General features: G+C 45.2%; 23 protein-coding genes. 16 read left to right on the top strand and 7 right to left on the bottom strand.

Going from position 1 to position 24108, the window contains the following annotated elements:
- The first annotated feature begins 37 nt into the window (after window positions 1–37).
- The gene (locus tag R3D00_10745; GenBank protein MEZ4773648.1) at window positions 38–1363 is read left to right on the top strand and encodes a caspase family protein; all 1326 of its coding nucleotides are present in this window, start codon (window positions 38–40) and stop codon (window positions 1361–1363) included.
- Between the two features lie 275 nt (window positions 1364–1638).
- Window positions 1639–2925 (top strand): VWA domain-containing protein, encoded by a 1287-nt coding sequence (locus R3D00_10750; GenBank protein MEZ4773649.1) that lies wholly within the window; start codon window positions 1639–1641, stop codon window positions 2923–2925.
- 19 nt (window positions 2926–2944) lie between these two features.
- Here the strand turns inward: R3D00_10750 and R3D00_10755 are convergent, their stop codons facing one another.
- Complete coding sequence (locus tag R3D00_10755; GenBank protein ID MEZ4773650.1) at window positions 2945–4153, bottom strand: cysteine desulfurase; 1209 nt, start codon at window positions 4151–4153, stop codon at window positions 2945–2947.
- Window positions 4154–4275: 122 nt separating this feature from the next.
- Window positions 4276–4872 (bottom strand): hypothetical protein, encoded by a 597-nt coding sequence (locus tag R3D00_10760; GenBank protein ID MEZ4773651.1) that lies wholly within the window; start codon window positions 4870–4872, stop codon window positions 4276–4278.
- Between the two features lie 144 nt (window positions 4873–5016).
- On the opposite strand from R3D00_10760, the gene R3D00_10765 reads away from it, so the two are divergent.
- Window positions 5017–5688: a response regulator transcription factor gene (locus R3D00_10765; GenBank protein MEZ4773652.1), complete on the top strand. Its 672-nt coding sequence runs from the start codon at window positions 5017–5019 to the stop codon at window positions 5686–5688.
- 25 nt (window positions 5689–5713) lie between these two features.
- The gene (locus tag R3D00_10770; protein MEZ4773653.1) at window positions 5714–6976 is read left to right on the top strand and encodes a HAMP domain-containing sensor histidine kinase; all 1263 of its coding nucleotides are present in this window, start codon (window positions 5714–5716) and stop codon (window positions 6974–6976) included.
- Between the two features lie 14 nt (window positions 6977–6990).
- On the opposite strand, the gene R3D00_10775 is transcribed toward R3D00_10770, so the two are convergent.
- The 4 genes from R3D00_10775 to R3D00_10790 all read right to left on the bottom strand — a co-directional run bounded on the left by R3D00_10775 (window position 6991) and on the right by R3D00_10790 (window position 10367).
- Window positions 6991–7365, bottom strand: a complete 375-nt coding sequence (locus tag R3D00_10775) for a type II toxin-antitoxin system VapC family toxin (GenBank protein ID MEZ4773654.1) — start codon at window positions 7363–7365, stop codon at window positions 6991–6993.
- A gap of 12 nt (window positions 7366–7377) precedes the next feature.
- Window positions 7378–7623 (bottom strand): hypothetical protein, encoded by a 246-nt coding sequence (locus tag R3D00_10780; GenBank protein MEZ4773655.1) that lies wholly within the window; start codon window positions 7621–7623, stop codon window positions 7378–7380.
- Between the two features lie 113 nt (window positions 7624–7736).
- On the bottom strand, window positions 7737–8405 hold the full coding sequence (locus tag R3D00_10785; GenBank protein MEZ4773656.1) for a GNAT family protein: 669 nt from the start codon (window positions 8403–8405) through the stop codon (window positions 7737–7739).
- Between the two features lie 1122 nt (window positions 8406–9527).
- A complete protein-coding gene (locus tag R3D00_10790; GenBank protein MEZ4773657.1) occupies window positions 9528–10367 on the bottom strand; it encodes an HAD family hydrolase in 840 nt (279 codons plus the stop codon).
- Between the two features lie 22 nt (window positions 10368–10389).
- On the opposite strand from R3D00_10790, the gene R3D00_10795 reads away from it, so the two are divergent.
- From R3D00_10795 to dapB, 4 genes are all read left to right on the top strand, one after another.
- Entirely contained in the window at window positions 10390–11145 is a 756-nt protein-coding gene (locus R3D00_10795; protein ID MEZ4773658.1) for a bifunctional hydroxymethylpyrimidine kinase/phosphomethylpyrimidine kinase, read from the top strand.
- Between the two features lie 97 nt (window positions 11146–11242).
- Window positions 11243–12124, top strand: coding sequence for a ParB/RepB/Spo0J family partition protein (locus R3D00_10800; GenBank protein ID MEZ4773659.1), 882 nt, complete (start codon window positions 11243–11245; stop codon window positions 12122–12124).
- A gap of 28 nt (window positions 12125–12152) precedes the next feature.
- Window positions 12153–12995, top strand: coding sequence for a DUF5683 domain-containing protein (locus R3D00_10805; GenBank protein MEZ4773660.1), 843 nt, complete (start codon window positions 12153–12155; stop codon window positions 12993–12995).
- Window positions 12996–13005: 10 nt separating this feature from the next.
- Window positions 13006–13731, top strand: coding sequence for a 4-hydroxy-tetrahydrodipicolinate reductase (gene dapB / locus R3D00_10810; protein MEZ4773661.1), 726 nt, complete (start codon window positions 13006–13008; stop codon window positions 13729–13731).
- Here the strand turns inward: dapB and R3D00_10815 are convergent.
- Window positions 13721–14836 (bottom strand): serine hydrolase domain-containing protein, encoded by a 1116-nt coding sequence (locus R3D00_10815; protein ID MEZ4773662.1) that lies wholly within the window; start codon window positions 14834–14836, stop codon window positions 13721–13723. The genes dapB and R3D00_10815 overlap by 11 nt on opposite strands.
- A gap of 157 nt (window positions 14837–14993) precedes the next feature.
- On the opposite strand from R3D00_10815, the gene R3D00_10820 reads away from it, so the two are divergent.
- The 8 genes from R3D00_10820 to R3D00_10855 all read left to right on the top strand — a co-directional run bounded on the left by R3D00_10820 (window position 14994) and on the right by R3D00_10855 (window position 24072).
- Entirely contained in the window at window positions 14994–17456 is a 2463-nt protein-coding gene (locus tag R3D00_10820; protein ID MEZ4773663.1) for a TonB-dependent receptor, read from the top strand.
- Between the two features lie 199 nt (window positions 17457–17655).
- Entirely contained in the window at window positions 17656–18834 is a 1179-nt protein-coding gene (locus tag R3D00_10825) for a DUF2341 domain-containing protein (GenBank protein ID MEZ4773664.1), read from the top strand.
- Window positions 18831–19448: a hypothetical protein gene (locus tag R3D00_10830; protein MEZ4773665.1), complete on the top strand. Its 618-nt coding sequence runs from the start codon at window positions 18831–18833 to the stop codon at window positions 19446–19448. The genes R3D00_10825 and R3D00_10830 overlap by 4 nt, the downstream gene beginning before the upstream one ends.
- Window positions 19449–19574: 126 nt before the next feature.
- Entirely contained in the window at window positions 19575–20279 is a 705-nt protein-coding gene (locus R3D00_10835; protein ID MEZ4773666.1) for an HAD hydrolase-like protein, read from the top strand.
- Between the two features lie 48 nt (window positions 20280–20327).
- Window positions 20328–20852 (top strand): WG repeat-containing protein, encoded by a 525-nt coding sequence (locus R3D00_10840; GenBank protein MEZ4773667.1) that lies wholly within the window; start codon window positions 20328–20330, stop codon window positions 20850–20852.
- A gap of 598 nt (window positions 20853–21450) precedes the next feature.
- Window positions 21451–21993, top strand: a complete 543-nt coding sequence (locus R3D00_10845) for a hypothetical protein (protein ID MEZ4773668.1) — start codon at window positions 21451–21453, stop codon at window positions 21991–21993.
- Window positions 21990–22907 carry a restriction endonuclease gene (locus tag R3D00_10850; protein ID MEZ4773669.1) on the top strand — a complete coding sequence of 306 codons (918 nt, stop codon included), beginning with the start codon at window positions 21990–21992 and terminating at the stop codon, window positions 22905–22907. The genes R3D00_10845 and R3D00_10850 overlap by 4 nt, the downstream gene beginning before the upstream one ends.
- Before the next feature lie 103 nt (window positions 22908–23010).
- Window positions 23011–24072, top strand: coding sequence for a CAP domain-containing protein (locus R3D00_10855; GenBank protein ID MEZ4773670.1), 1062 nt, complete (start codon window positions 23011–23013; stop codon window positions 24070–24072).
- Window positions 24073–24108: the final 36 nt, after the last annotated feature.

Below are 24108 nucleotides of genomic sequence, written 5' to 3' on the forward strand. Positions count from 1 at the left end.
CGATGTTCTGGTTCTATCACACTTGAAACCCCAACCCATGTCCCATCGCATCCTCTTCTGCCTCTTCCTTTTGCTAACCGCAGTTGCCGTCGCCGCCCAACCCGGTCAAAGCTACGCCCTCTTTTTTGCGGTGGATACCTACCAAGACAGCAGCGCCTATCGCCCGCTGGAGACACCGGTGCGGCAGGCGAAGTCCCTAGCGCGGGTGCTGGAGCGCGCGTATGGGTTTCAGACGGAGGTGGTGGAAAATCCTTCCCTTGGGCAGATAGAGGCGAAGCTCGCGGAGTATGCCACTCGTTTTGCAGACAGCACCTACGCAACGGACGGTCAGTTGCTGGTCTTTTTCAGTGGAAGAGGACAGGCGCACTATGGCCAGGGCTATTTTCTTCCCAGCAATACACAGTCTTCTAGGTTGCACCAAAGTGCCTTTATGTACTTCATGGGCAAGTATCTCCTGGAATCCATTCCCTGCCGCCATCTCCTGGTGGTCGTGGACGCGCCTTACAGCTACTATGTTGGTTCAGCAACAGACACCGAAAAAGCAGCCTTTACAGGTTCGGGCGAAGGTGAAAAAATGCTTCAGCAGCATCAGGAAACCCGGAGCCGCTTAGTGCTCACCTCTGGCGACAGCACCGGCCAAACGCCGGATCAGTCGGATTTTGCAGAAAGATTTCGGGAGGCCTTGGCGCAATCGGGCGGTGCAGACAGCACCCTGACCTTTCCTGAGCTATGCGGCCTGCTGGGGCAGGGAGGGACGGACATCCACCGGGGCAGTTTTGGCAAACACGAGGCAGGCGGCAATTTCCTGTTTATCAGAAACATCGCCGCCGCCGACTCCCTTTCCTGGCAACGAGCTATGAGGGCAGGTAGCTGCACAGCCTATCAAAGCTACATGGCAGATTATCCCGCCGGAAAATACCGGGAGGCAGCGGCACAACTGGTAGAAATGAGGTGCGGGCAGCAGGATTCCACACAGGTGGAGGCTAATGCGCCGATTGGAAATACGTACAACGACGGTTGGCCGGTCCAGTTAGAGAGGAATCCGGATTTTCATTGGTTTATATATGCAGAGTTAGAGCCCAAAGCCCTTAACTACGGCGAAGTATTATCCCTGATTGGCGACCCGCTGGAACCCTTTCCCAAAAAAGGGGATACAAAAAAAATCAAGGTTTCAGTCATAGTCCGAATATTGGTGGATGACCACGGCAACTATGTGAGGCATAGGGTAATCAATGATGGACACCCTATTGTCTCAAAAGCCATTGTGCCACACCTTCCTAAGCTCATCTTCACACCTGCCATCCAGCACGGGAAACCCATCTACTATTGGGTTAATATGGGCTTTCATTTCGAGAGAAGTTAGGTTCATCATCCGAAGGAATCAGGCTTGAGCCCGAATGTAGGTCTGTTTGGGATGCGGTTTCGTTCCTAACTTCTAATACCTGAATGTATTTTTTGAAGAAGAACAAGGTTTATGGTTGGGTGGTTTTTCCCTGCTAATTTTTTCAAAAAAATCAAATTAAGCTGCCAGTAAGGTCGTTTTATTGTTAAGATTGTTGTATTGCGTCATCCGGTTTTGCGATGCACCAACTTGTAATTGGTTTACCTTATTTCCAAACGGACTTAATCCAAATCCCCATGCCCTCTTTGTCCTTCTCCACCGCCGCCAACGCCTTATGGCTCGACTCCCTGCCCAGGCAGGAATGGTACCTCTATTTCGAAATCCAGGGTGCTGATGCGCCGCCTTCCGAGCAACGCGTGCCACTCAACCTCGCCCTCGTGCTTGACCGCAGCGGCTCGATGCAGGGCGATAAAATCGCCTATGTCCGGCAGGCTGCGGCATTTGTGGTGGACCACCTCGGTGCAGAAGACACCCTGGCCCTCCTGCAGTATGACAGCGTGGTCGATGTGCTCAGCCCTTCCGCGCAGGTGCGGGACAAGGCCGCGCTCAAGCGACAGATTCAGGCCATCGAGGCCCGAAACAAGACTAACCTCAGCGGGGGACTGCTCGAAGGATTTACGCAGGCCGGAAGTCAGAAAGCGGCCAACCGCGTGAACCGCGTGCTGCTGCTTACGGATGGTCTGGCCAATAAAGGGGTGACCGAGCCCACCCAGCTTCGCAAGCTGGCGCAGGACAAATTTCGCCAGGAGGGTATCGGTGTCTCCACCTTTGGTGTGGGGGCAGACTTCAATGAGGTCATGCTCATGGGGCTGGCCGAATACGGTGGCGGCAATTATTACTTCATCGAAAATCCCGACCAAATTCCCGGTATCTTTCAGCGCGAATTGGCCGGACTGCTGACGGTTGTGGCCCAACAGACCGTGCTGATGATTTCTTTTGGCGATACGGGCCTGCGCTGCGAAAGGGTGTACGGTTATCCGGGAGAAATCTCCGAAGGAGCCGTCCGGGTGAATTTCAACGATGTGTTTGCCGGGGAGAAAAAGGCTGTGCTGCTCAAACTGGTGGCCGATGCCCCCCTGACGCAAGAAGGGCTGTCTTTCCACGCAGAACTAAAATACGTGGATGCCCTGGCGGGTTTTGAATCCACTACCTCACACAAAACCATCGGGATACACCGCACCGCCGACCAGCAGGCTTACGATCAGGGACTTGATCCCAAACTCGCCGAACAAATAGCCCTGTTCCTGGTAGTGGACTGGCGGGAGCAGGCTCAGAACTGTGCCGACCTCCGCGATTTTCAGACGGCAAACGCGCTTGCCCAGCAGGCCCGGGCGTACCTCGAAGGTTACTTCAGCAGCCACGCGCCGAGCGAAGAACTGAACCGTCTGTACCAGGAATTGCTACAATACGAAAAGGTGCTGGAGGAAATGCCGCAGATGAATGCGCATATGTTCAGTTCATCAAGCAAGGCGTCCCGCTATTCGTCCTATATGAGGCGCTCGAAGCGGGAAGAAGAGGATTAGGAGAAAGAGTACCCGGTTGTCACCCAAACACCCCCCGCACCCTTTCCAGCGCCTCTATTAACAGGTCTATGTCTGCGGTTGTATTATAAACCCCCAGCGAAACTCTCGCCGTCCCGGGCAGCCCCAGCAGTTGCATCAGGGGCTGGGTGCAGTGGTGTCCGGCGCGGATGGCTACGCCCGATTCGTTGAGGATCGTGGCTATGTCGTGCGGATGGACATTTTTCCAGGTGAAAGAAATAATGCCGCTCTTTTCGGCTGCCTGTCCCACAATCTGCAATCCTTCCACTCCGGCCAACTGCTCGGTCGCATAATGCAGCAGTTTCTCTTCCTGCCGCCGGATGTTTTCCATCCCGATATTTTCCAGAAAGTCTATCGCCGCTCCCAGTCCGGCGGCGCCTGCAATATTAGGTGTTCCCGCCTCAAATTTCCACGGGAGGGTGTTCCAGGTGGTTTCAGAAAAGGAGACCGACCGGATCATTTCCCCGCCAAACTGATAGGGATCCATTGCCTCCAGATGTGTTTCCTTTCCAAATAGAATCCCTATACCCGTCGGACCGTACATCTTATGGCCGGAGCAAACGAAAAAATCGCAATCCAGGGCCTGCATATCTACGGGTTGGTGGGCGATGCTTTGTGCTCCGTCAATCAGCACCGGAATATTTTTTTCACGGGCAAGCGGGATGATTTTTTCGAGCGGATTGCGCGTTCCCAGCGTGTTGGAAATATGTGTAAGGGCAAGGAAACGGGTGCGGTTGTCGAGCAGATTAGGAATGAGGGAAAGATCAAATTCTCCTTCCCTGGTAAGCGGGATAATCCGCAATTCGGCAGCCTGTTTCTGGCAAAGCATCTGCCAGGGAATCAGGTTGGCGTGGTGCTCCAGGGCTGAGATGACGACATTATCACCCGGGAGGAGTTTGGGCTTTACAAAAGATGTTGCGACGAGGTTGATGCCATCGGTTGTACCTTTGGTAAAAATAATTTCGCGGGTTGAAGTTGCGTGGATAAACTTCCTGATTTTCTCCCGTGTTCCCTCATAGATTTCGGTAGCCTTTACGGCAAGGTCATAAGCGCCTCGGTGAACATTGGCGTTTTCGGAGGTATAATAGCGGGAAATCGCGTCAATCACTGTCTGCGGCTTCTGCGTAGTGGAGGCACTGTCGAGGTAAACGAGTGTGTCCGACGCGAAAATCGGGAATTGGAGGCGGGTATGCTGGCGGAAGTCAGTCATAGTATTTGATTCATACGGAAGTTAGGTAAAATTTTATTTGTAATCGGTGGGATTGTATTGGTTTGGAATCGAAGCGTCCTGTAAGGACCAATCTGCCAAACAAATTTTCTCTCCTGCCAATTTCACAGCTCTGGCAAAACCACCAGATTAATAACTGAAGAATACGATCCCAGGTGAATTTTTTGCTCCAGTAATGAAGGTAGTCCGCTTTCCTGCCGCACATCTTCGGTTCCCAGTTCAAAAAGTAATTCAAATTTATTTTTTTTCCCATTGCCGGCATTTCCCTGTGCATGGGAGGTGATGATTTCCGCTTCATGGCCCAGTGTCTGTATTTTGGATGGATTTTCACCCGTACCAAACATTTTGAAATTTCGTCCGGTTTTGTTCAGTCCGATACTATTGACTCTGTACCCAAAATTATTGATATCCAGCGAATACCCCCACGCATTGATCATAGGCGTAGCAGAAAGCATTACCCGAAAGTTGACCGTAGAATTTACCTCAAATACAGGCGTGGCAGAAGCCGGTACACCATGAGTATAATCGCTGATAGAATTGACCTGAAATCTCACATTCCCTCCCTGTACAATATTCAGTGCGATAGAACTGTTGCCGGAGGGCGATTGCAGCATCAATTCCAGATCATCAGCCTGAGCAAGTAACCAGACGGCATTCAGAATCAAAACAAGCAGCAACGAGGTTTGTTTTATGAAAAACATGGGTTTATTGAATGGATTTCAAGAATAACCCGAAGATATACAACAGACGGTGTGCGATAAAACCTGTTTTGAATCAGGCATTACACGCTACTGATTTTGCTCCTTCAGACTCTCTTCAAAAAGTTGATGTATATTTGCCTCTGTATGAAAGTATTAATAGTAGAAGACAACGTACAGCTTTCTGAAAACATCACCACGTACCTTTCCAAGGAAGGATACATTTGCACGCCCGCATTCACATATTATGAAGCGCTGGATCGCCTGCTGTCTTTTTCCTATGATATTATTGTACTCGACATTATGCTTCCTGACGGAGACGGGCTGAATGTCCTTAATGAACTCAAAACCCAGAAAAACAATACCGGGGTAATTATTTCCTCCGCCAAAAATTCGCTTGACGACAAATTGCGCGGGCTTGATCTGGGGGCCGACGACTATATTACCAAACCCTATCACCTTCCGGAGCTCAATGCGCGGATCAAAGCCATTTACCGGCGCCGCAATTTTGAAGGAAACCGCCTGATCACCTTCAACGAAATCAGCATAAATCCCGATACAATGGAGGTGACGGTGAAAGAAACCCCCATTATTCTTACCCGTAAGGAATATGAATTGCTGGTGTATTTTATCGCCAACCGAAACCGTGTCCTCACCAAACAATCCATTGCCGAACACCTTTGGGGAGACCATATGGATCTGGCAGACTCTTTTGACTTTGTGTATCAGCATATAAAAAACCTTAGAAAAAAAATAACACAGGTAGGGGGAAATGATTATATTTCAACTATTTACGGACTTGGCTACCGGATGACCTGAACTACTTGTGAAAAGCTGACGTGATATGAAACTACTGATTAAACTCACGTTTTATTACCTGCTGATTACCCTGGTGGTATTTGGAATTGGAGGAATAATGACCTTCAATATTATCCGCCAGACGGTGATTCTGGAACTGGACCGCTACCTTCGGCATGAGCTCCGGAAAGTATATTCGGCCATAGAACAGGATGTTCCTGTCAGCGCACTAAACCGAAGCAACCTGCACATTGTACAGCTTCAGGAGGAAAACCCCATTGAAACGGGTATTACCATCACAGATACCGTCGCCTATCATATCTATCTCAAACGAAATGAGCCCAACCGAAAGGCGTCGGTTGTAAAGGAAATCAAAGGCAATTATTACAGCATTACGATTTATGACCAGATCGTTGAAGATGACGATATCTATGACAGTTTGGTGCTGGGCTTATCCCGGATGTATATTCTGCTGACAATTGTAGTGATTATCGCAGGACTATTTTTGTCCAAAAAACTTCTGGCACCTTTTGAGAACACCCTCAGAACCATCAAAACCTTCCGGCTTCAGGATCATCAGCCGTTGGAATTCCCTAAAACACGCACAAAGGAATTTGCCAACCTCAACAATTTTATCACCTTGATGACGACCAAAGCACGCCATGACTATCTGAATCTCAAGGAGTTTACAGAAAATGCTGCACATGAGATGCAGACCCCCCTGGCTATCGCCAAGGGAAAACTGGAGCTTCTGCTGGAATCAGGTCAGCTCAATGAGGAGCAGATTCATATGGTGAATTCGGCCTATATGGCGATCAACAAACTTTCCCGGATGGGCAATTCGCTGGCGTTGCTCACCAAAATTGAAAATATGGAGTTCGCCAATCTCAAAGAGATAGACTTTTCCGATATGGTGGAGGAAAAATTGTTTGATTTTCGCGAACTGGTAGAGATGCGGGAAATCCGGATGAAAACTGAAATTGAGCCTGGGGTAAAGGTGGTGATGGACCCTATGTTGCTGGACATTCTGCTTACCAATCTCCTGCAAAACGCCATCAGGCACAATATGGAAAGCGGAATCATCGACATTCATCTGGACCACAGACGGCTCTCCATCAAAAATACGGGACTTCCGCCCAGTCTGCCACCTGAACTGATGTTTGAACGCTTTAAGAAAAATAAACAGTCGGGCGAATCCAATGGCTTGGGACTCAGTATCGTGAAGAAGATTTGCGAAGTGAACAACTTCACCATCAATTACGATTACCACAGCGACTGGCACGAAGTCGGAGTTGAGATTGGGGGGTGAAGGGAGCTTGTGTTTTAGGACGTTTTATCCACAGGATTTACTAATGCAAGACCTGTAATGTGAGAAAAATCCCGAATATTTCGGGTATTTAATTCAAATCCATATATTAAAGCTGTCGCTGCTATAATAGAATCACCGGCAGACATACGTTTAGCCTGTCTTAGTAGAATAGCCTGACTCAAAATATCTTCTGTTACAGGTATCCGGATTATTTGTCTAAATACTGATTCGAACCAGTTTTTTTCTGATTCGGAAAGCCCTGAATATCCTAGCACTTCTAATCTTGTGAAATCGGAAACAACACAGGATGGCTCTATCAGTAATGGTCTAAGATGAGAAAACTGTGGTTGTGAGGCGTAAATAAGGATATTGGCGTCCAGAATTTTCATGTACAATTAGTTTTAATCCTTTCTGCCTGGCAAAGATTTGTCTTTACGGCTTTCTTCAAAGTCCTGTATAAATGCCTCAAAATCGGTACGGGTTGGGAGCCCTTGAAGAATAATTTTTTGATCGGAATTATCCTGTAAAATGGATGCTGGCGTTATATTTTGCTTATTTTCTATAACCCTTATGTTGAGTCTTTTGCATAAAGCCAGCAGAAGGCTGATATCCTGACGTTGAGGTATTTCGAGAATTAGTTGAGTCATAGCGTTATTGATAGACTTCTAAAAACAAACTTATTTTTGTTTTACGTCATCTAAAGATATGGGTTATTGTGGAAAATCAACAGCAAATTTTTGCTTGTTTCTTCCACACCTTTTCACTCCTCAACCTTTTTCATGTTTCCCCAATCCCGGTACAAAATGCTGTAAATCGCCATATCTACGGTTTGCCCGTTGACGGTGCCTGCATCATGCTCCAATCCCTCCCACGAGAATTTTAACCGCAGGGGAATGGCCTCACTCCGGAAATTTTTGGTTGCGCATTTGATCACTACCCGGTGCAATTGCTGTACTTCAAAAACGTAGTCCAGGCATTTGGCAACAGATTTTGTGACGATGCCTTTCCCCTCGTGTTCTTCACTGATCCAGTATCCGAATGAGACCTGATTTTGGGAGCGGTCGCCTTCGTTAAAATCTATTAAACCTTCAAGTTTACCCTGATACCAGATGCTGTACACCCATTTTCCGGCAAAAATATCCCGGTAACTCACGTGGCGGATAAAACTACGACATTCCTGAATGGATTTCACCTTCTCGATCCAGCTGAGCCATTCCTGAAGATGTGCCCGGTTGTTTTGCACAAGATCGTATATGCGTTCTGCATCCTGAATGGTAATGGGTTTCAGCGAAATATCTCCGTCAACAACTAGCTCCGGAGCAGTTTTCTGCCATAGGGACTTAAGGGTAGCCCTGACAGGAAATTTGTCTTTAAAAACGGTCGTTTTCGGTTTAGAGCCAGTGGGTTGAGGTGTAGACCATTTCTTCATGAAATAACTCTTCTGCAAAAACAGAACCAGTTTTTATTTATGCTGGCTGAGTAGTAATTTATGAGAAATAAGTAAAACTCACGCAAAACTATGACACAATTTTCCTGTATTCTGTATGTTTTTCGGTTTATCTTCTTCTATGTAATGTGGGCGGTGGTGGCAAATGCAGTGTACAGCCAGGAGAAAACCATTCACGTTTTTGTAGCGCTCATATGTTTGCAAGGGAATGATCTTCGATCAACATCGTGAGGGTTCACGCAAAGTCCGCAAAGGAATCGCAGAGTAACGCAAAGGGTGTTGTGACTTCTGCGTTCCTCCGCGTGGTACTCTGCGTACTCTGCGTTCAAAGGCAGGGAGATGATCTTCGATCAATATCGTGAGGGTTCACGCAAAGTCCGCAAAGGAATCGCAGAGTAACGCAAAGGGTGTTGTGACTTCTGCGTTCCTCCGCGTGGTACTCTGCGTAATCTGCGTTCAAAGGCAGGGAGATGATCTTCGATCAATATCGTGAGGGTTCACGCAAAGTCCGCAAAGGAATCGCATCTGCATGGGCAGACGCAAAGGGTATTGTAGTCTCTGCGTTCCTCCGCGTGGTACTCTGCGTAATCTGCGTTCAAAGGCAGGATGATGATCTTCGATCAACACCGTGAGGGTTCACGCAAAGTCCGCAAAGGAATCGCATCTGCATGGGCAGACGCAAAGGAAGACAAGGTACTCTCTGCGTTCCTCCGCGTGGTACTCTGCGTAATCTGCGTTCAAAGGCAGGGAGATGATCTTCGATCAACATCGTGAGGGTTCACACAAAGTCCACAAAGGAATCGCATCTGCATGGGCAGACGCAAAGGGTGTTGTGACTTCTGCGTTCCTCCGCGTGGTACTCTGCGTAATCTGCGTTCAAAGGCAGGATGATGATCTTCGATCAATATCGTGAGGGTTCACGCAAAGTCCGCAAAGGAATCGCATCTGCATGGGCAGACGCAAAGGGTGTTGTGACTTCTGCGTTCCTCCGCGTGGTACTCTGCGTAATCTGCGTTCAAAGGCAGGGAGATGATCTTCGATCAACATCGTGAGGGTTCACGCAAAGTCCACGCAGCGTTTCGCGGAGGAATCATATTCATAAATTCACTGATTGATCTGACTAAAAATATAATCAATCACACTATCTGTCTCATTGGTGCCGATGACCTCCGTCGCAAGGGCTTTCAGCTCGTCCCGGGCATTGCCGGTGGCGATGCGGTTTCCCGCGGTTTCAAACATACTGATATCATTCAGGTTGTCGCCAAACACCGTCAGGTGTTCATGACTGTACCCCATCTCCTCAATCATCATCGAAATGGCGCGGGCTTTGGTAGCCATACGGTCGTACACTGAAAGCCAGAACCAACCACTGCCGTGGCCATTTTCATATATGTAAGTCTGTAACCTCCCCGGATAGATGCGGTGAAGCTCCGCCTGCATTTCCTCCATTGGTCCAATCCTGTCAATCATATTCAGACAAATGACTTTTTCATGCAAGACGGTAAAAACATCATGAACATCCTTTAATCTTTGATCCCCCATTGCGATTCTGTCCAGCCGGTAATGTTTCATACCTTCATTCAGGGTTGGCTCGATATAGAGATTGTCCCGTCCCTCATGCCAGCTGCATACAAAGGGATGAAATCCGGCATTCTTAAAAAACTTGAGCAGTTCATGATCCATAGGCTTTTCGAGAGAATGAATCGCTCGGTGGCCTCCGGTTCGGAGATCAGATAGGTAAGCGCCATTGGAACACACTACCGGCAGCTTCAGCGGCAGGTCGCCCATAATAAGTTTTACCGAAACAATACTTCTCGCAGTAGCAAAGGATATGGGGATATCTCTTCGAATTAATTCCTCCAGCCCTTCCCGAGCATAAGCTGAAAGCGTGGCATCATTTCTCAACAATGTGCCGTCGAGGTCTGTGATAAATATTTTTTTCATATATTCAGGTTTGCAAACTACTATGAAAATTTTAACAATCCATAGCTTCGCTGTACATGGAACGGCGAGTCTGAAGGCAATTGTCAGTCTTTTGGGGACAAGAGTCCTGCCTGTACCCAGTCTGTTTTTGAGTGGGCTCACCAATATCCCCGACATTGTCAAAGCCGAAACCCATCTTTCCGAAATTCTGGAAAGCACATTTGCTATTTCCCGTGCCCGTGAAGAAAAGCTGATTGTATATGTGGGGTATCTCGGCGATAAAGACCAGGTAAAGCTGATTCGTAAACTCATTGAGGCAAACCGGGATATTATTAAAAATATCGTCGTAGATCCTGTTTCGGGCGACCATGGGAAGATGTATGTTCCTCAGGCAGTTGTCGATGCATGGCCCGGACTACTTGAAATAGCCGACTGGGCTTTGCCCAATTATACCGAACTTACCCTGCTCTCCGGTGCAGGAGCGTCTGCGACGGAAGAAGAGCATCTTCAGGCTTTTCGCGAAAAATTTCCCTCACTCAGCTATATCGTTACCAGCATGCCTCACCCCGACCAGCTGAAGCTATTGCTTCACCACAATGGTATCGCACAACAATATCTGCATAAAAAGGAATCCGTCAATTATAGCGGAACCGGCGATATATTTGCCGCTCATTTTATTATGAGTTACTTTTTCCGCCGGCAATCTCCTTTTCAGGCTATGCGAATGGCCTCAGAAGCCACGCATACAGTCATTCGCCGCTCGATCGAACTGCGAAGCAACGATATCGTACTGGAGTAGGCGTTCCCGCTTCGTTTCAGGGTGGATACAGAAAAATAGCATTGGCAGAGGTGCGGATTATGTGTACTTTAGCGGAGAATTCGAAGAACAAATAAACATGGCCAAGACCAGAAAAGCATTGGGACGAGGGTTGGAAGGCCTTCTTCCTACCAATCTTCCCGCCGGAAAACCCGAGGTAGCAGCTGTTACCACCATCAACCTGATACCCGTAGATCAGATTGATGCAAACCCGTTTCAGCCACGGCATGATTTTGATAATGAAGCATTAAAAGAACTGGCCGATTCCATTCGTGAACAGGGGATTATTCAGCCGCTTACAGTAAGAAGGCTTGCAGATAAACAATATCAGCTGATCGCCGGTGAAAGGCGCCTCAAAGCTTCCAAAATTGCCGGACTGAAAGAAGTCCCTGCATATATCCGCACTGCCAATGACGAGCAAATGCTTGAAATGGCCCTTATCGAAAACATTCAGCGGGAAGACCTCAATCCTATAGAAATCGCCCTTTCCTACCAGCGAATGATCGACGAAATCGGGCTGAGACAGGAAGATCTGGGAGATAAAGTAGGCAAAAACCGCGCGTCAGTTTCCAATTACCTTCGCCTCCTGAAACTACCACCTACCATTATGAGCGGACTGAAGTCAAAATTGATTTCATTTGGACATGGAAGAACGCTGATCAGTATAGAAAATCCGATACTTCAGGAAGATATATTCAACGAGATTATCTCCAAAGGACTCTCTGTTCGTCAGACAGAAGAAATGGTGCGTCAGGCAAATCAGCCCAAAGAGAAAAAAACGGCTACGCCTGAAAAACCTTCCTCCGACCAGATTTTGCTTCAGAAAGTAGCGGCTGACCTCACCCGGAAATTCGCCCGCAAAATCAAACTCCAGCAAAATAAAGATGGAAAAGGTGAAATCACCATTCCGTTTGATTCCAGCAAAGACCTGAACACTATTCTCGAAATCCTTGACATCTGATTTTTGATCCAACCAACTTCACAGGCGGATGGATACACTTTGGATATATATGGGGCGGATGGAAACGATTATTAAATTTTGTCTAAAGGTCGCAACCGGGCTGTTTCTGCTTGCGGGTAGCCTGAATCTGTATAGCCAGACTGACTCGCTACCGCCAGATACTTCCGGGCGGATGAATGCTTTTATTGATTCAGTTTCTAAGATTCATCAGGCTCCCTTGCCTATGATTGTGCCGGAGCCTGTTCCCAAAGCCGCAAAACTCAAAGAAATAGCAGAATCGGTAAAAGGTGAACTACCCCGGCTGGAAAAGGCTGACGAAAAACTCCGCCTTCGCATTCAGTTTCCCTGGCGCGACGATATCCTGATCCCCCTGCCCAAAGCATTTGAGCCTACCGGCAGGCGTCCGCCGTTTGACCCGACGGTCGCCTACCAGCGAAGCCTGATCCTCCCCGGATGGGGACAGGCCTACAACAAAAGTTATTGGAAGATCCCGTTTTTTTACACTGGCTATGGCGCTTTTATCTGGTGGATTAACTACAACCAGCAGCAATATCAGCGGCATGGCGTAGCTTACCAGTGTGCGCTGGGGCTGTTGCCAGATTGCGTACTTGACCCGGAGTTTGCCAGCTTCGATGCACAGGGGATCCGCACACGCCGCAATAAGTTTCGGCGCGACCGGGACTACGGTGTCATCCTGATGCTGGGATGGCATGGCCTGCATGTCATTGAAGCTTATGTAGATGCGCATCTTAAAGGATTTGATGTTTCCGAGGATCTTTCGTTTAAAGCCCGGCCTGCAATTGTAGATCCACTGCAAGGGTATAGTGCTACTGGTTACGTTCCGGGTATTTCCTTTACTTTTGCTTTCTAATTCTTTCGTTATGCTTCGAATTGCGCTTATTGGTTATGGGAAAATGGGCAAAGCCGTTGAGCAGGAAGCCCTTGCCCGGGGACACGTGATCAGCCTGATTGTAGATATGGACAATCAGCAAAGTATTTCTGCAATCTCTCCAGCCAACACGGATGTTGTCATTGAGTTTACCCAACCTGACAGCTTTTCCGGAAATCTGAAACAGGTGATGTTGTCTGGTGTGCCAATGGTTTCCGGTACAACCGGCTGGTATGATCAACTGGCGTCCGTAACTGAACTTGTGAAATCATCAGGCGGAGGTTTGATGTACAGCTCCAATTTTTCTATCGGAGTAAATGTGCTCTTTAAACTCAACCAATATCTGGCGCAACTGATGAACCGGTATGAACAATATGACTGTTTCGTAGAAGAGCGCCACCATCGACATAAAGCCGATGCGCCCAGTGGAACGGCCCATTCCCTCTCCATGCAGATCATCTCCGGGCTGGATCGGAAAACGCGGGTGGCAGGCGAAGAACTTCGCAGCCGTAAACCTGCGGCAGAAGAACTCTCCGTAGGGTATGTGAGAAGCGGTGAAATCATCGGAGAGCATACCGTAGGCTATACTTCTGATATTGATACGATCACGATTTCACACCATGCACATAGCCGAAGAGGTTTTGCATTGGGTGCGGTGATTGCTGCCGAGTGGATGGCCGGGAAATCAGGTGTATATGAATTTTCGGCTATTGTTTAGAAGCCGCATTTAATAAATAAAAACCACTGTTTGTTGCCTCCTGTGTGCTGCTGGTTGCGGTGTTCATCAGGATTACGATGCCGATATTCTCCTCAGGCATAAACCCTATAAAACTCTGGTAACCACCTGTAGCTCCGTTGTGCCAGAGCGTAATCTTTCCATCATCAGATGTACGGATCATCCATCCCATTCCAATTTGTCCCCTGTTCCCATCCGGTCTTTGTGGTATATGAGTAAGGGAAATGGCGGAGTCAAGGGAGCTATGAGTTATCCCCATCTGCGCTTCCAGATAGAGAAACATATCGCTGAGGTTGGATTTGATCGCTCCTGCTGCCGCAAACGCATCGGTAAAGTCCCAGTTGGATACGAGGTCTTTTTTGCTGTAGGGGAGGGCCAGATTCTGGCGTTGGCTGTCGGTGAGTGAAAGCGTTGTGTGAGTCATTTTTAGCGGAAAAAGAACCCGCTGTTGCAAGGATTGTTCGTAATCTGACTGGTTGATTTTGCCCAATGTATGCCCGAGTAACCCTACACCCAGATTGGAATATTCAAAAGAGTTTCCCGGAGCTTTTTCGGGTTTGTATTTGGAAAGCCAACTGTACAATTCACTAACCGGGTAGGCCGCGTAAGGGTTTTCGGCGTCTTTCAGTATATAAAAACCAATATTGGAAGGCATTCTTGGCAAACCCGAAGTATGGGTGGTAAGATCCAGTAAAGTAATCGGCGTGTTTTCAAATTCGTTAATAGACAAATCCGGCAAAAAGTTTTTTACAGGATCTTCAGGCTTACATATACCCGCGATTATCAGGTCTGCCAAAAGCGTAGCCGTGAAAGTTTTGGTAATAGAACCAATTTCAAATATTGTCTGCTCATCGGGTTTTTCGTCCGCTTTAAGGTCTTTGGTACCAAAAGCATACACCTCTCGTTTGCCGTTGCGTATTACCCCAACTACACATCCTGCCACAGGCCCATTGGTAATATATTCTGTACCTGCAAAATTAATTGCCTGATCAAAATTTGAAGCCTCCGGCAGCTGCTTTACCGCACTGCCTCCGCAACCGATACCCAGTAACAGGGTGATAATTAATAGTTTACAGTGATTGAGCATGGAAAGAAAATTTCAAATACTACATAGTTATTGTAGCCCAAATTAAGTTTTTTGTATTAAAAATCATCCCAAAAACCAATTCTTCAGAATTCCTTCAGATTTACTACAAATTCTAATCAGAGTCTGCCTGTACTTTTGCATTATGATACATTCCTCCATGAAAAAACTAAGACTTCTATTCATTTTCCTTTCCTTTACATTGTGCTATAAATCCGATGTACTGGCCCAGCAACGGGCCGGTACAAATCGGACCTTCAAAGTAGTTGGAACAATCATTAACGCGGACGCAGACAGTCCGCTGGAATACGCTTCCGTTGCATTGCTTCGCAAACAGGATTCGGTAGGTGTGAATGGCGGAGTAACAGATGTAAGCGGAAAATTCGAGTTGGAAGTTGCAGCTGGCGAATATATTCTTCGTGTAAACTTCCTCGGTTTTGAAAGCCAGTATATCCCTGATATTGTCCTTGACCAGGAACATCCGGTCGTAACGCTTCCGGAGATACGGTTAACTTCAAAAGCTACCACACTGGACGCGGTGGAGATTTCTGCCGAAAAAAGCCGGATGGAATTTGCGCTGGATAAAAAGATTTTCAACGTAGGTAAAGATCTTTCCAATAATGGGGGCACAGCTTCTGATTTGCTCGACAATATTCCTTCGGTAACTGTGGATATCGAAGGTCAGGTAAGTCTTCGCGGAAGCAGCGGTGTGCGGCTGTTGATCAATGGAAAACCCTCTGGTTTTACCAGTGTCAACAGTGCAGATGCACTCAAACAACTCCCCGCCGATATGATTGAAAAGGTAGAAATCATTACCAATCCCTCTGCCCGATATGAAGCCGAAGGATCGGTAGGGATTATTAATATTATCCTAAAAACCGAACGTAAACAGGGCTGGAATGGATCTTTTGCGGTTACCGGTGGCTGGCCTCAAAGCCATAATGCATCTGTAAACCTGAACTACCGCCGGGAAAAATTTAGTTTTTTTACCAGCACAGGCATACGTTATCGCTGGACACCCCGCCTTTCCAACGAATCCCGTGAAATTTTTAATGCAGATACCTCTTATTATCAGGATCAGATTGAAAGAGGGTTTCGCGGTGGTACTTCCGGCAATCTTCGCCTTGGAGCAGAATATCATCCCGATAAATATACGACCCTTACCGGCTCTATCTTAATGCGAAAAGGTCTGGATCGCAATGAAGGATCGATCAGATATCTGAATTATGACTTTCAGAAAATACTTGATAATATTCTTCTCCGCAAAAATGTAGAAAATGAGAATGACCACAGCATAGACTATACCCTGAACTTTGAGAGAACTTTTGACCAAAAAGACAGGAAACTAACCGCAGATGTAATTTACAATTCAGGTAAAGACACCGAAGCAATGGATGCGGTTAACGAAGAATATGATGCCTATAATGAATTGTTAGGGGTTCCCGATATATTACAGCGTATCAGAAACTCTGAAGATCAAAATGAACTGACCGTCAAAGTTGACTACGTACATCCGGTCGGGAAAGAAGGGAAATTTGAAACCGGTTACCGCACAGGCATTCGCAATATCGACAATACTTACAAAGTAGAGGAATTCAATAACGAGCTCGCTCAATGGTCGGTGCTGGATAATATCAGTAATGATTTTTCATACGATGAGCAGATTCATGCCTTGTACACTTCTTATGGAAATAAATTCAAAAAATTTAGTTACCAGTTTGGTTTGCGGGGAGAATTGACAGCGATATCTACGGTTCTTCGCACCACCAACGAAATCAATAAAAGAGATTATCAAAACATTTTCCCCAGTGCTTTCCTGAGTTATGAGATCAATCAGGGGAATTCGATCCAGGTGAGTTACAGCCGCAGACTTCGCCGCCCCAACTTCTGGGATCTGAATCCATTTTTTACCTACGCCAATCCGCAGAGTATCCGCAGCGGAAATCCCAATCTGAACCCTGAGTTTTCTCATTCCATGGAGATCGGCCATATCAAATACTGGGGAGATGCTTCATTGAGCTCCAGTGTTTACTATCGCCATACCGATGGGGTATTCTCTCATATCAGCACAGTTTCAGCGGAGGGGGTGAGCATTTCTCGTCCCGAAAACCTGAACACACGTGATGATATCGGTGTGGAATTTAGTCTGAACTTTTCGCCAGTCAAAAAATGGGATGTAACCTGGAGTGGTAATCTTTTTCAGGGAAAACTCAACGCTGAGAATCTGGGTTTTGCAAACCAGACCAACTTCTTCAGCTATACTTCCCGGTTGAATACCAAATTCTCATTGCCTTATGATTTTGATTTTCAGGTAATGGTCAATTACCGGGGACCTGAAAGAACTCCTCAGGGAAAAAGATACCAGACGCTCTATACCGACGCTGGCATCAGTAAAGATATCATGAAGCAGAAGGCTACGGTTAATTTCCGGATGACCGACATTTTCAACACCAGCTGGTACAGGTTTGAATCATCAGGTGAAAATTTTTACATATTCCGTGAAGGGCAGTGGCGTACCCGCAGACAAGTATTCCTCAGCTTTACCTACCGCCTCAATCAGCAGAAAAAACCCCAGCGCCAACGCGACTCCGGCGGCGGCGGTTTTGAAGGTGGTGAAGAGTAGATAAGAAACATTGGCTTTATTATTTTGTCCCCCGCAGGAGAGTGAGTCCTGGGGGGATTTTTTTTGTGGTGAAATAAGTTTCATATTGTGTAATATTTCCCGGCTATTAGGTTCTGATGACTGAATCATAATTCATATTATTGTATCAGTGAAATACAGTTAATGAATTATGGATCAGAAGAATATACCCCGAAATCGCATGTCTCAACTTCTGGGAACCAAGCTTTCCAACCGGAGAGAAGTTGCAGGAACATCCATAGCAATTATGGCCGCTATTTTCCTCACTGTCAGCCTTGGCGGCGTAGGTAATATGCCGGGCTATAAGTGGCGTCAGGCATTTTATGTCGATGGCCAGTTGGTACATGGTGAAACCAATCTGATTGATTTTCCGGTCTATGTAAAAATCTCTGCCCCGCAGTTGAAGTTGGCAGCCTTTGGAGGTAAAGTTGAGCAGGCACAGGGGTATGATATCCGGTTTACCGACGCAGACGGCGCCACCCACTTACCAATGTTTATCGAAAATTATAACCCTCAGAAGGGAGAACTGACAGCATGGGTTGTGCTCGACACATTATACTCCGGAAAGAATACGCCTTTTTTTATGTATTACGGCAATACCGATGAGAACAAACCTGCCTCAGAAATGGTGGAAGCGGAGAGATTGCACGGATATTTTCTCGATAAAGAAATTCAGGAGTCGGGCACATCGGAGATCTATGCGCCCGAATGGCTGGAAACAGAAGCTTTTAACCATTCCAATCCGACCCAGTTTGTCATAGCCGGTGAGGAAGAATATATCAACAAACCCGTACCGGTAGATTTTGCCTATATGAAAGCAGAATTAAAAGGCAGTAATATGGTGCTGGTGGAGTGGGGGACAAAGGGAGAAAATGACAATGAGTCTTTTTTTATAGAAAAAAGCACGGATGGTAAAAAATTTCAGCCCATGGATAAGATGGCAGGCGGAAGACGTACACGTGCCACCTTGGGTTATAGTTATTCCGATGCCCAGCCCAATGCAGGTAAAAATTACTACAGACTAAGGCAATTGACCAATACAGGAGATTTTTCATATGCGCCCACGTTACTGGTAAACTATAATGCACAGGCTTCGGGTTTGGAAATACTGTCAGTAGAGCCACTCAGTTTTACCGACGATTTGAGGATAAATATGCGATCTGACAATCCCGAAAATGTAAAAATTCAGTTTTACACTGAAAATGGAAACCTCCTTTGGGAGGGCGAAACCCAAAACAAACCGGGAGAAAACGCATTTTCACTTCCAGATATTGCCAGTTATCCCAAAGGGAGATATGTACTTGGGGTTTCGGGTGAAAACAGAAAATTAAAAACTTTTTTACTTACCAAAGAAAAATGATAGGCATTTTCAGAATCCCTGTTCTGGCGGTTTTCTGTATGAATTTGTTGATGGTAAGTGCACAGGAAATAAAAAATCCTTCATTTGAAGGGCCGCGAGGCCCTTCAGTCATACCCGCAGGCTGGGAGCCATGTGGTCAGGGCAGTACGCCCGACACCCAGCCAGGGAGTTGGCTGGTCAATACACCGCCATCGGGCGGTACTTCCTATCTCAGCATGATATGCAGGGGGAAAGGTGTCCCATTTCCCGACAAGTGGGAAACCTGTCAGCAAGTGCTCGACGACCCGCTGGAAGCGGGTGGGTGTTATCGGTTTTCGATCGATCTTGCGCGATCCAGTACCTTTTCGGCCGGTTCGTCTTATTTTACCGGCTCAGTTGCGCTCCACGTCTGGGGCGGTAAACAAGGCTGTGGGCGCGACGAGCTGTTGTGGGATTCCGGAGTCGTCAATCAGACAGATTGGCTTACTTACGAATTTACCATCGCTCCTCAGGATGGCGACTACAAGTACCTGATCCTCGAAGCCTATTATTCGCAGTTTCCTACCTACTCGGGCAATGTCCTGATCGACAACTTTTACTTTCTCGGGCCTTGTGTTCCCATGGCGTTTAAGTAAGTGATATCCCTGTCAGATACTTGTAAGTCTGAGGGAAAGAGAGGATATTGTACGAGGCAATAAAAAATATACGCTACAGGTGGCGTATATAAGGATGTTCTATGCCACCAAAAGAAAAAAACGTAAATGAAATTTGTAATTTTTGATATAGATGGAACATTAACAGATACTAAAAAAGTTGAAGATAAATGCTTTATGAAAGCGTTTGAACAAACTTTTGAAATAGATATTTGGAATCAAAAATGGGAGAACTTAAAGAATGTTACAGATTGGGGAATTACAGAAGAAATAGTTCAAAGAGAGTGGAAGAGAAAACCAAGAAGAAACGAATATGAATTGATGATTTCAAACTTTGTAGCGAATCTGAGAACGGAAAGAAAAAAAGACAAGTTTCAATTTAGTGAAGTTGAAGGAGCAAAAGATTTTTTTAACGAACTAAAAGAAAGTGAAGAATTCAAATTAGGAATTGCCACGGGCTCTTGGGAAAAATCTGCAAAATTGAAGCTTGAAACTATTGGTATAGGATTAGATGAAATTTGCTTTTCACATAGTGATTACCACAAATCAAGAGAATCAATAACAAAAGATGTAATTGAACAACTAACAAGAAAAAACAAAAAAACACCAGAGCAAATAATTTACTTTGGAGATGGAGAATGGGATTTTAAAACGTGCCAAAACCTTGGGATTGAATTTATTGGAATTGATATTGAGAATGATGGCAGATTAACAGATCTTGGGGCAAATACAGTATTCTCGAACTACTTGAATAAAGAGCAAATAATGGATAAATTAAAAAGGCGGCATAGAACAATGTATATAAAATCATAGCCGCCTATCGGCAGGCTACGCTTCATATACTAACCGTTGTAGAACATTATGAAAAAACTCATCTTCGGAATTATAATTTTGTTTTTCATTTCAGCTTGTGGCTCGGAAAAGGACAACTATCTGATTAGATTTTCTGTGGGCGAATCAGACGACATGGAGAGTCTTTCAGGCTATCTGAATTCAAAAGGTGACACAATTATACCCATTGGAAAATATGATTATTATTATTCCGACACGATCCGCAGTTTCGGAATGGTAGTCGAAAAAGGAACGGGGAAAATACTCGGAATTGACCAAAATGGAACTGAGTTGTATGAAGTCTTTAACTATGATAATGGACCTGACGAAATACAAAGCGGGTTTTTCCGGATCATTAAAAACGGGGAAATTGGGTACGCCGACCCTGATGGAAAAATAATCATCGAACCAAAGTTTGCCTGCGCATATCCTTTCGAGGGAGATTTTGCGAAAGTTTCCGACGATTGTGAGACAATCAAAGAGGGAGAGCACTCCATGTGGGAAAGTGAAAATTGGTATCAGATTACAAAAGACGGAAACCGCGCAGAAAAATAATGTGCTACCGAAGCATCTCAACCGCATGAAGTTGCGGAATTATCAACTCATTGGGATCAACCACCAGGGACACCAGGAAGCCACGAGGGACACAAAGCGCAGTTTCCTTGTGGCCTTTGTGAGTCTGCCTTAGCAGATACGTAAACTTTGCGTCCTCTGCGTGTACTTTGCGTCCTCTGCGTGAACCCTATGTTTACTTGTCAAAGACAAATAAATACACGTAAAACGCAGATTTTCGCAAAGTACACGCAGAGTTTCGCTCATTGGCGGTCTCTTTGTGATCGATGCCTATTCTATGTCCCAATAAGTTTATAATTCCGTTACTTTATAATTCCTTAAGTTAAGCTCCAAACGCCCGGATTCACAAGCACTGTTACAATGTAAGTGATCGCTGCCTGGCCCGGGCCATGACCGGGGCCTGCGCCGTCCGGCAACACAAACCCGCATCGCCACCCGACAGCCTGGATATATCCTTGCCAGATATTTGTAAATCTGGGGGAAAGGGAGGATATTGGTGAGAGGCGAGGAGAAAGTAAACGGAACGCGTCGCGTATATGCGGATGTTATCGGGCAGCCTAAAAGACGACACAGAAAATAAATGACAGACTTCAAAACATACTACAACTCAAATTTTCAAGACGACATAAATCGGTTCTTCTCGACAATACCTGATGAAAGTAAGTTTCACGAAGACAATCAAAACAAACAGACATTTTCAATTCAATACGAACGACTAACACCAGTCCTTGACCATCTTAACTTTTTAGACAAAGACAGAAAAGAATATTTTGCAGTAGCACTCTTCCTGACAATTTTAACAGATATGGTTTGCTTTTCGCACTTTAAACCTAATTACGATAAATTCAGAAGTCTGACAAGATATCCAAAGTTTATTGGCAATTGCCCAAGTGGATGCAACTACCATTATCATCCAAGCGACATATTTTTTGCTATGAACAAAGGACGTTCTGCAAGCGAACAACATTTAGTTTTCTATGACAAGTTTTTAGAAGCAATAGAAACTATGAAGGCGGGGACAATTAATTTTTTCAGAGAACATTTATCGGAAGTAAATGGAGAGATATTTTGGGAAAAATGCCAAAGAGAATTTCCATACAGACCACAAAAAGAAAATATATGATACCAGACTACCAATCCTTAATGCTTCCATTACTTAAACTTGTTTCAGACGGACAAGAATACAAATACAGAGACTTGATTGAAAGTTTAGCAATCGAATTTCAAGTAACCGACGAAGAAAGGAAAGAGCTTTTAGCAAGTGGCAACCAAGCAATTTTTGACAACAGAGTTGGTTGGGCAAAGACTTATCTAAAAAAAGCAGGGCTACTTGACTCTCCGAAACGTGCAACATTTGTAATTACAGATATTGGCAGACAAACATTAGCAAAAAATCCTGAGAGAGTTGATGCGAAATATCTAAGACAATTCCCTGCATTTCTAGAATTTCAAAACGCTTCAAGAAATGATGATACTGAAGAAGATGAAATCGCAACCATCGAGACCAATGAACAAACTCCTGAAGAGAATTTAGATAAAGCATATCAAAGAATAAGAAAGTCCTTAGCTTCTGAATTACTTAATAAAGTGGTTGAACTATCACCTGCATTTTTCGAGAGACTTGTAGTTGAACTGTTAGTAAAAATGGGTTACGGTGGTTCGATCAAAGACGCAGGTAAAGCAATGGGAAAAAGTGGTGACGAAGGAATTGACGGAACAATCAAAGAAGATAAACTCGGACTTGACATTATCTACATTCAAGCCAAGCGTTGGAAACCAGGAAATGTTGTTGGACGCCCAGAAATTCAAAAATTTGTTGGTGCACTTGCCGGACAAGGAGCTAAAAAAGGAATTTTCATCACGACATCAAATTTTACTAAGGAAGCATTGGAATACACACCGAGAAATGAAACAAAAATTGTTCTCATAGACGGTGAACAGTTGGCTCAACTAATGATTGACTATAATCTTGGTTGCACAACACAACAGACTTACGAACTCAAAAAACTTGACAGTGACTACTTTGGAGAAGAATAAAACATACGGACGACAAGAAGGCCGAAACCCGCACTACGCATAGCCAAAACCCTCACTGACAACCTTAAAAACAAACTCAGTTACATAAATAATTATAACCCTTATGAAATTAAAAGCATTGGTAATATTAGTATTTTCGATGTGCTCGTTAGCTGTACTTTCCCAACCCACGGGTAAAGCGTCTGACATTTTTAACCTTATCAACGAGGCGAGAACCAATCCCGGTAATTTTTTGACTACCTATAAAACAATAATTAATGAATATGAACCGAAGTTCATTTCAGTACTTGAAAAATCCTCACCCATAGAGAAAGTAATATGGGATGAAAACTTAGCGCTGAATTGTAAACAAATGGTTGATGGAAACCTTAATCCTGAATACGAGGGGGTTAATAAAATGTGTGGTTTTGCTTATGGTAGCGGCAGCGGTTATTCCGACAAAAGTGCTTTGTATTTTTTATGCAGTTCCTATACACATATCATGAACGAAGACGATTTGTATTTTGGATTTTATATTAGTTCAAAAGGACACGCTTTTACATGGGGAGAATCGTGTGAAACTACCAAGTATATCTTTGAATTTAAGGGAAGAATAGATAGTTCAAAAGTTGATTTCAGAAAAATCAGCACCGCTAATGGTGAAACTGGCATTAACGCTATGGACAAAGAAATGATTAGAGAAATTAATTTTGTCAGGCAATATCCCAAAGTGTATGCTTCTATTGTGGAAAGTTATTTATCAGACAGATCAAAATATTGGGGTGGTTTGGCAAAAGATGAATATGAAGCCGGAAATGAGCTGATTGAAGAATTGAAAGTAATGACTCCCGCACAAATTCTTTTTCCCAAAAAATGTGTGTATGAAGCGGCAAAAAAACATGGAGAAGATTGTAAAAAAAGAGGTTTTACAGACCACACTGGTTCTGATGGGTCAAGTCCATTTTCCAGGATTTCAAGTTTTTGCAGTGGGCTGTCAGGAAATGAAAATATCGTAGGGGGAACAAAAGATGCAAGAACTTTAGTAATTGAATTGTTGATTGATAGTGGAATCAGTAGCAGGGGACATCGCTATAATATGCTGGACCCAGATTGGAAATATGTAGGTTGTTATGGATATGATGGAGGTGATATGTATAATTATATTCAGAACTTTGCAAAGGATTAAGGGAAAGGCAGTGCCCTCCCCATTCTCCGAACATCA

The sequence above is a fragment of the Bacteroidia bacterium genome (assembly GCA_041391665.1).
Taxonomy (GTDB): Bacteria; Bacteroidota; Bacteroidia; order J057; family J057; genus JAGQVA01.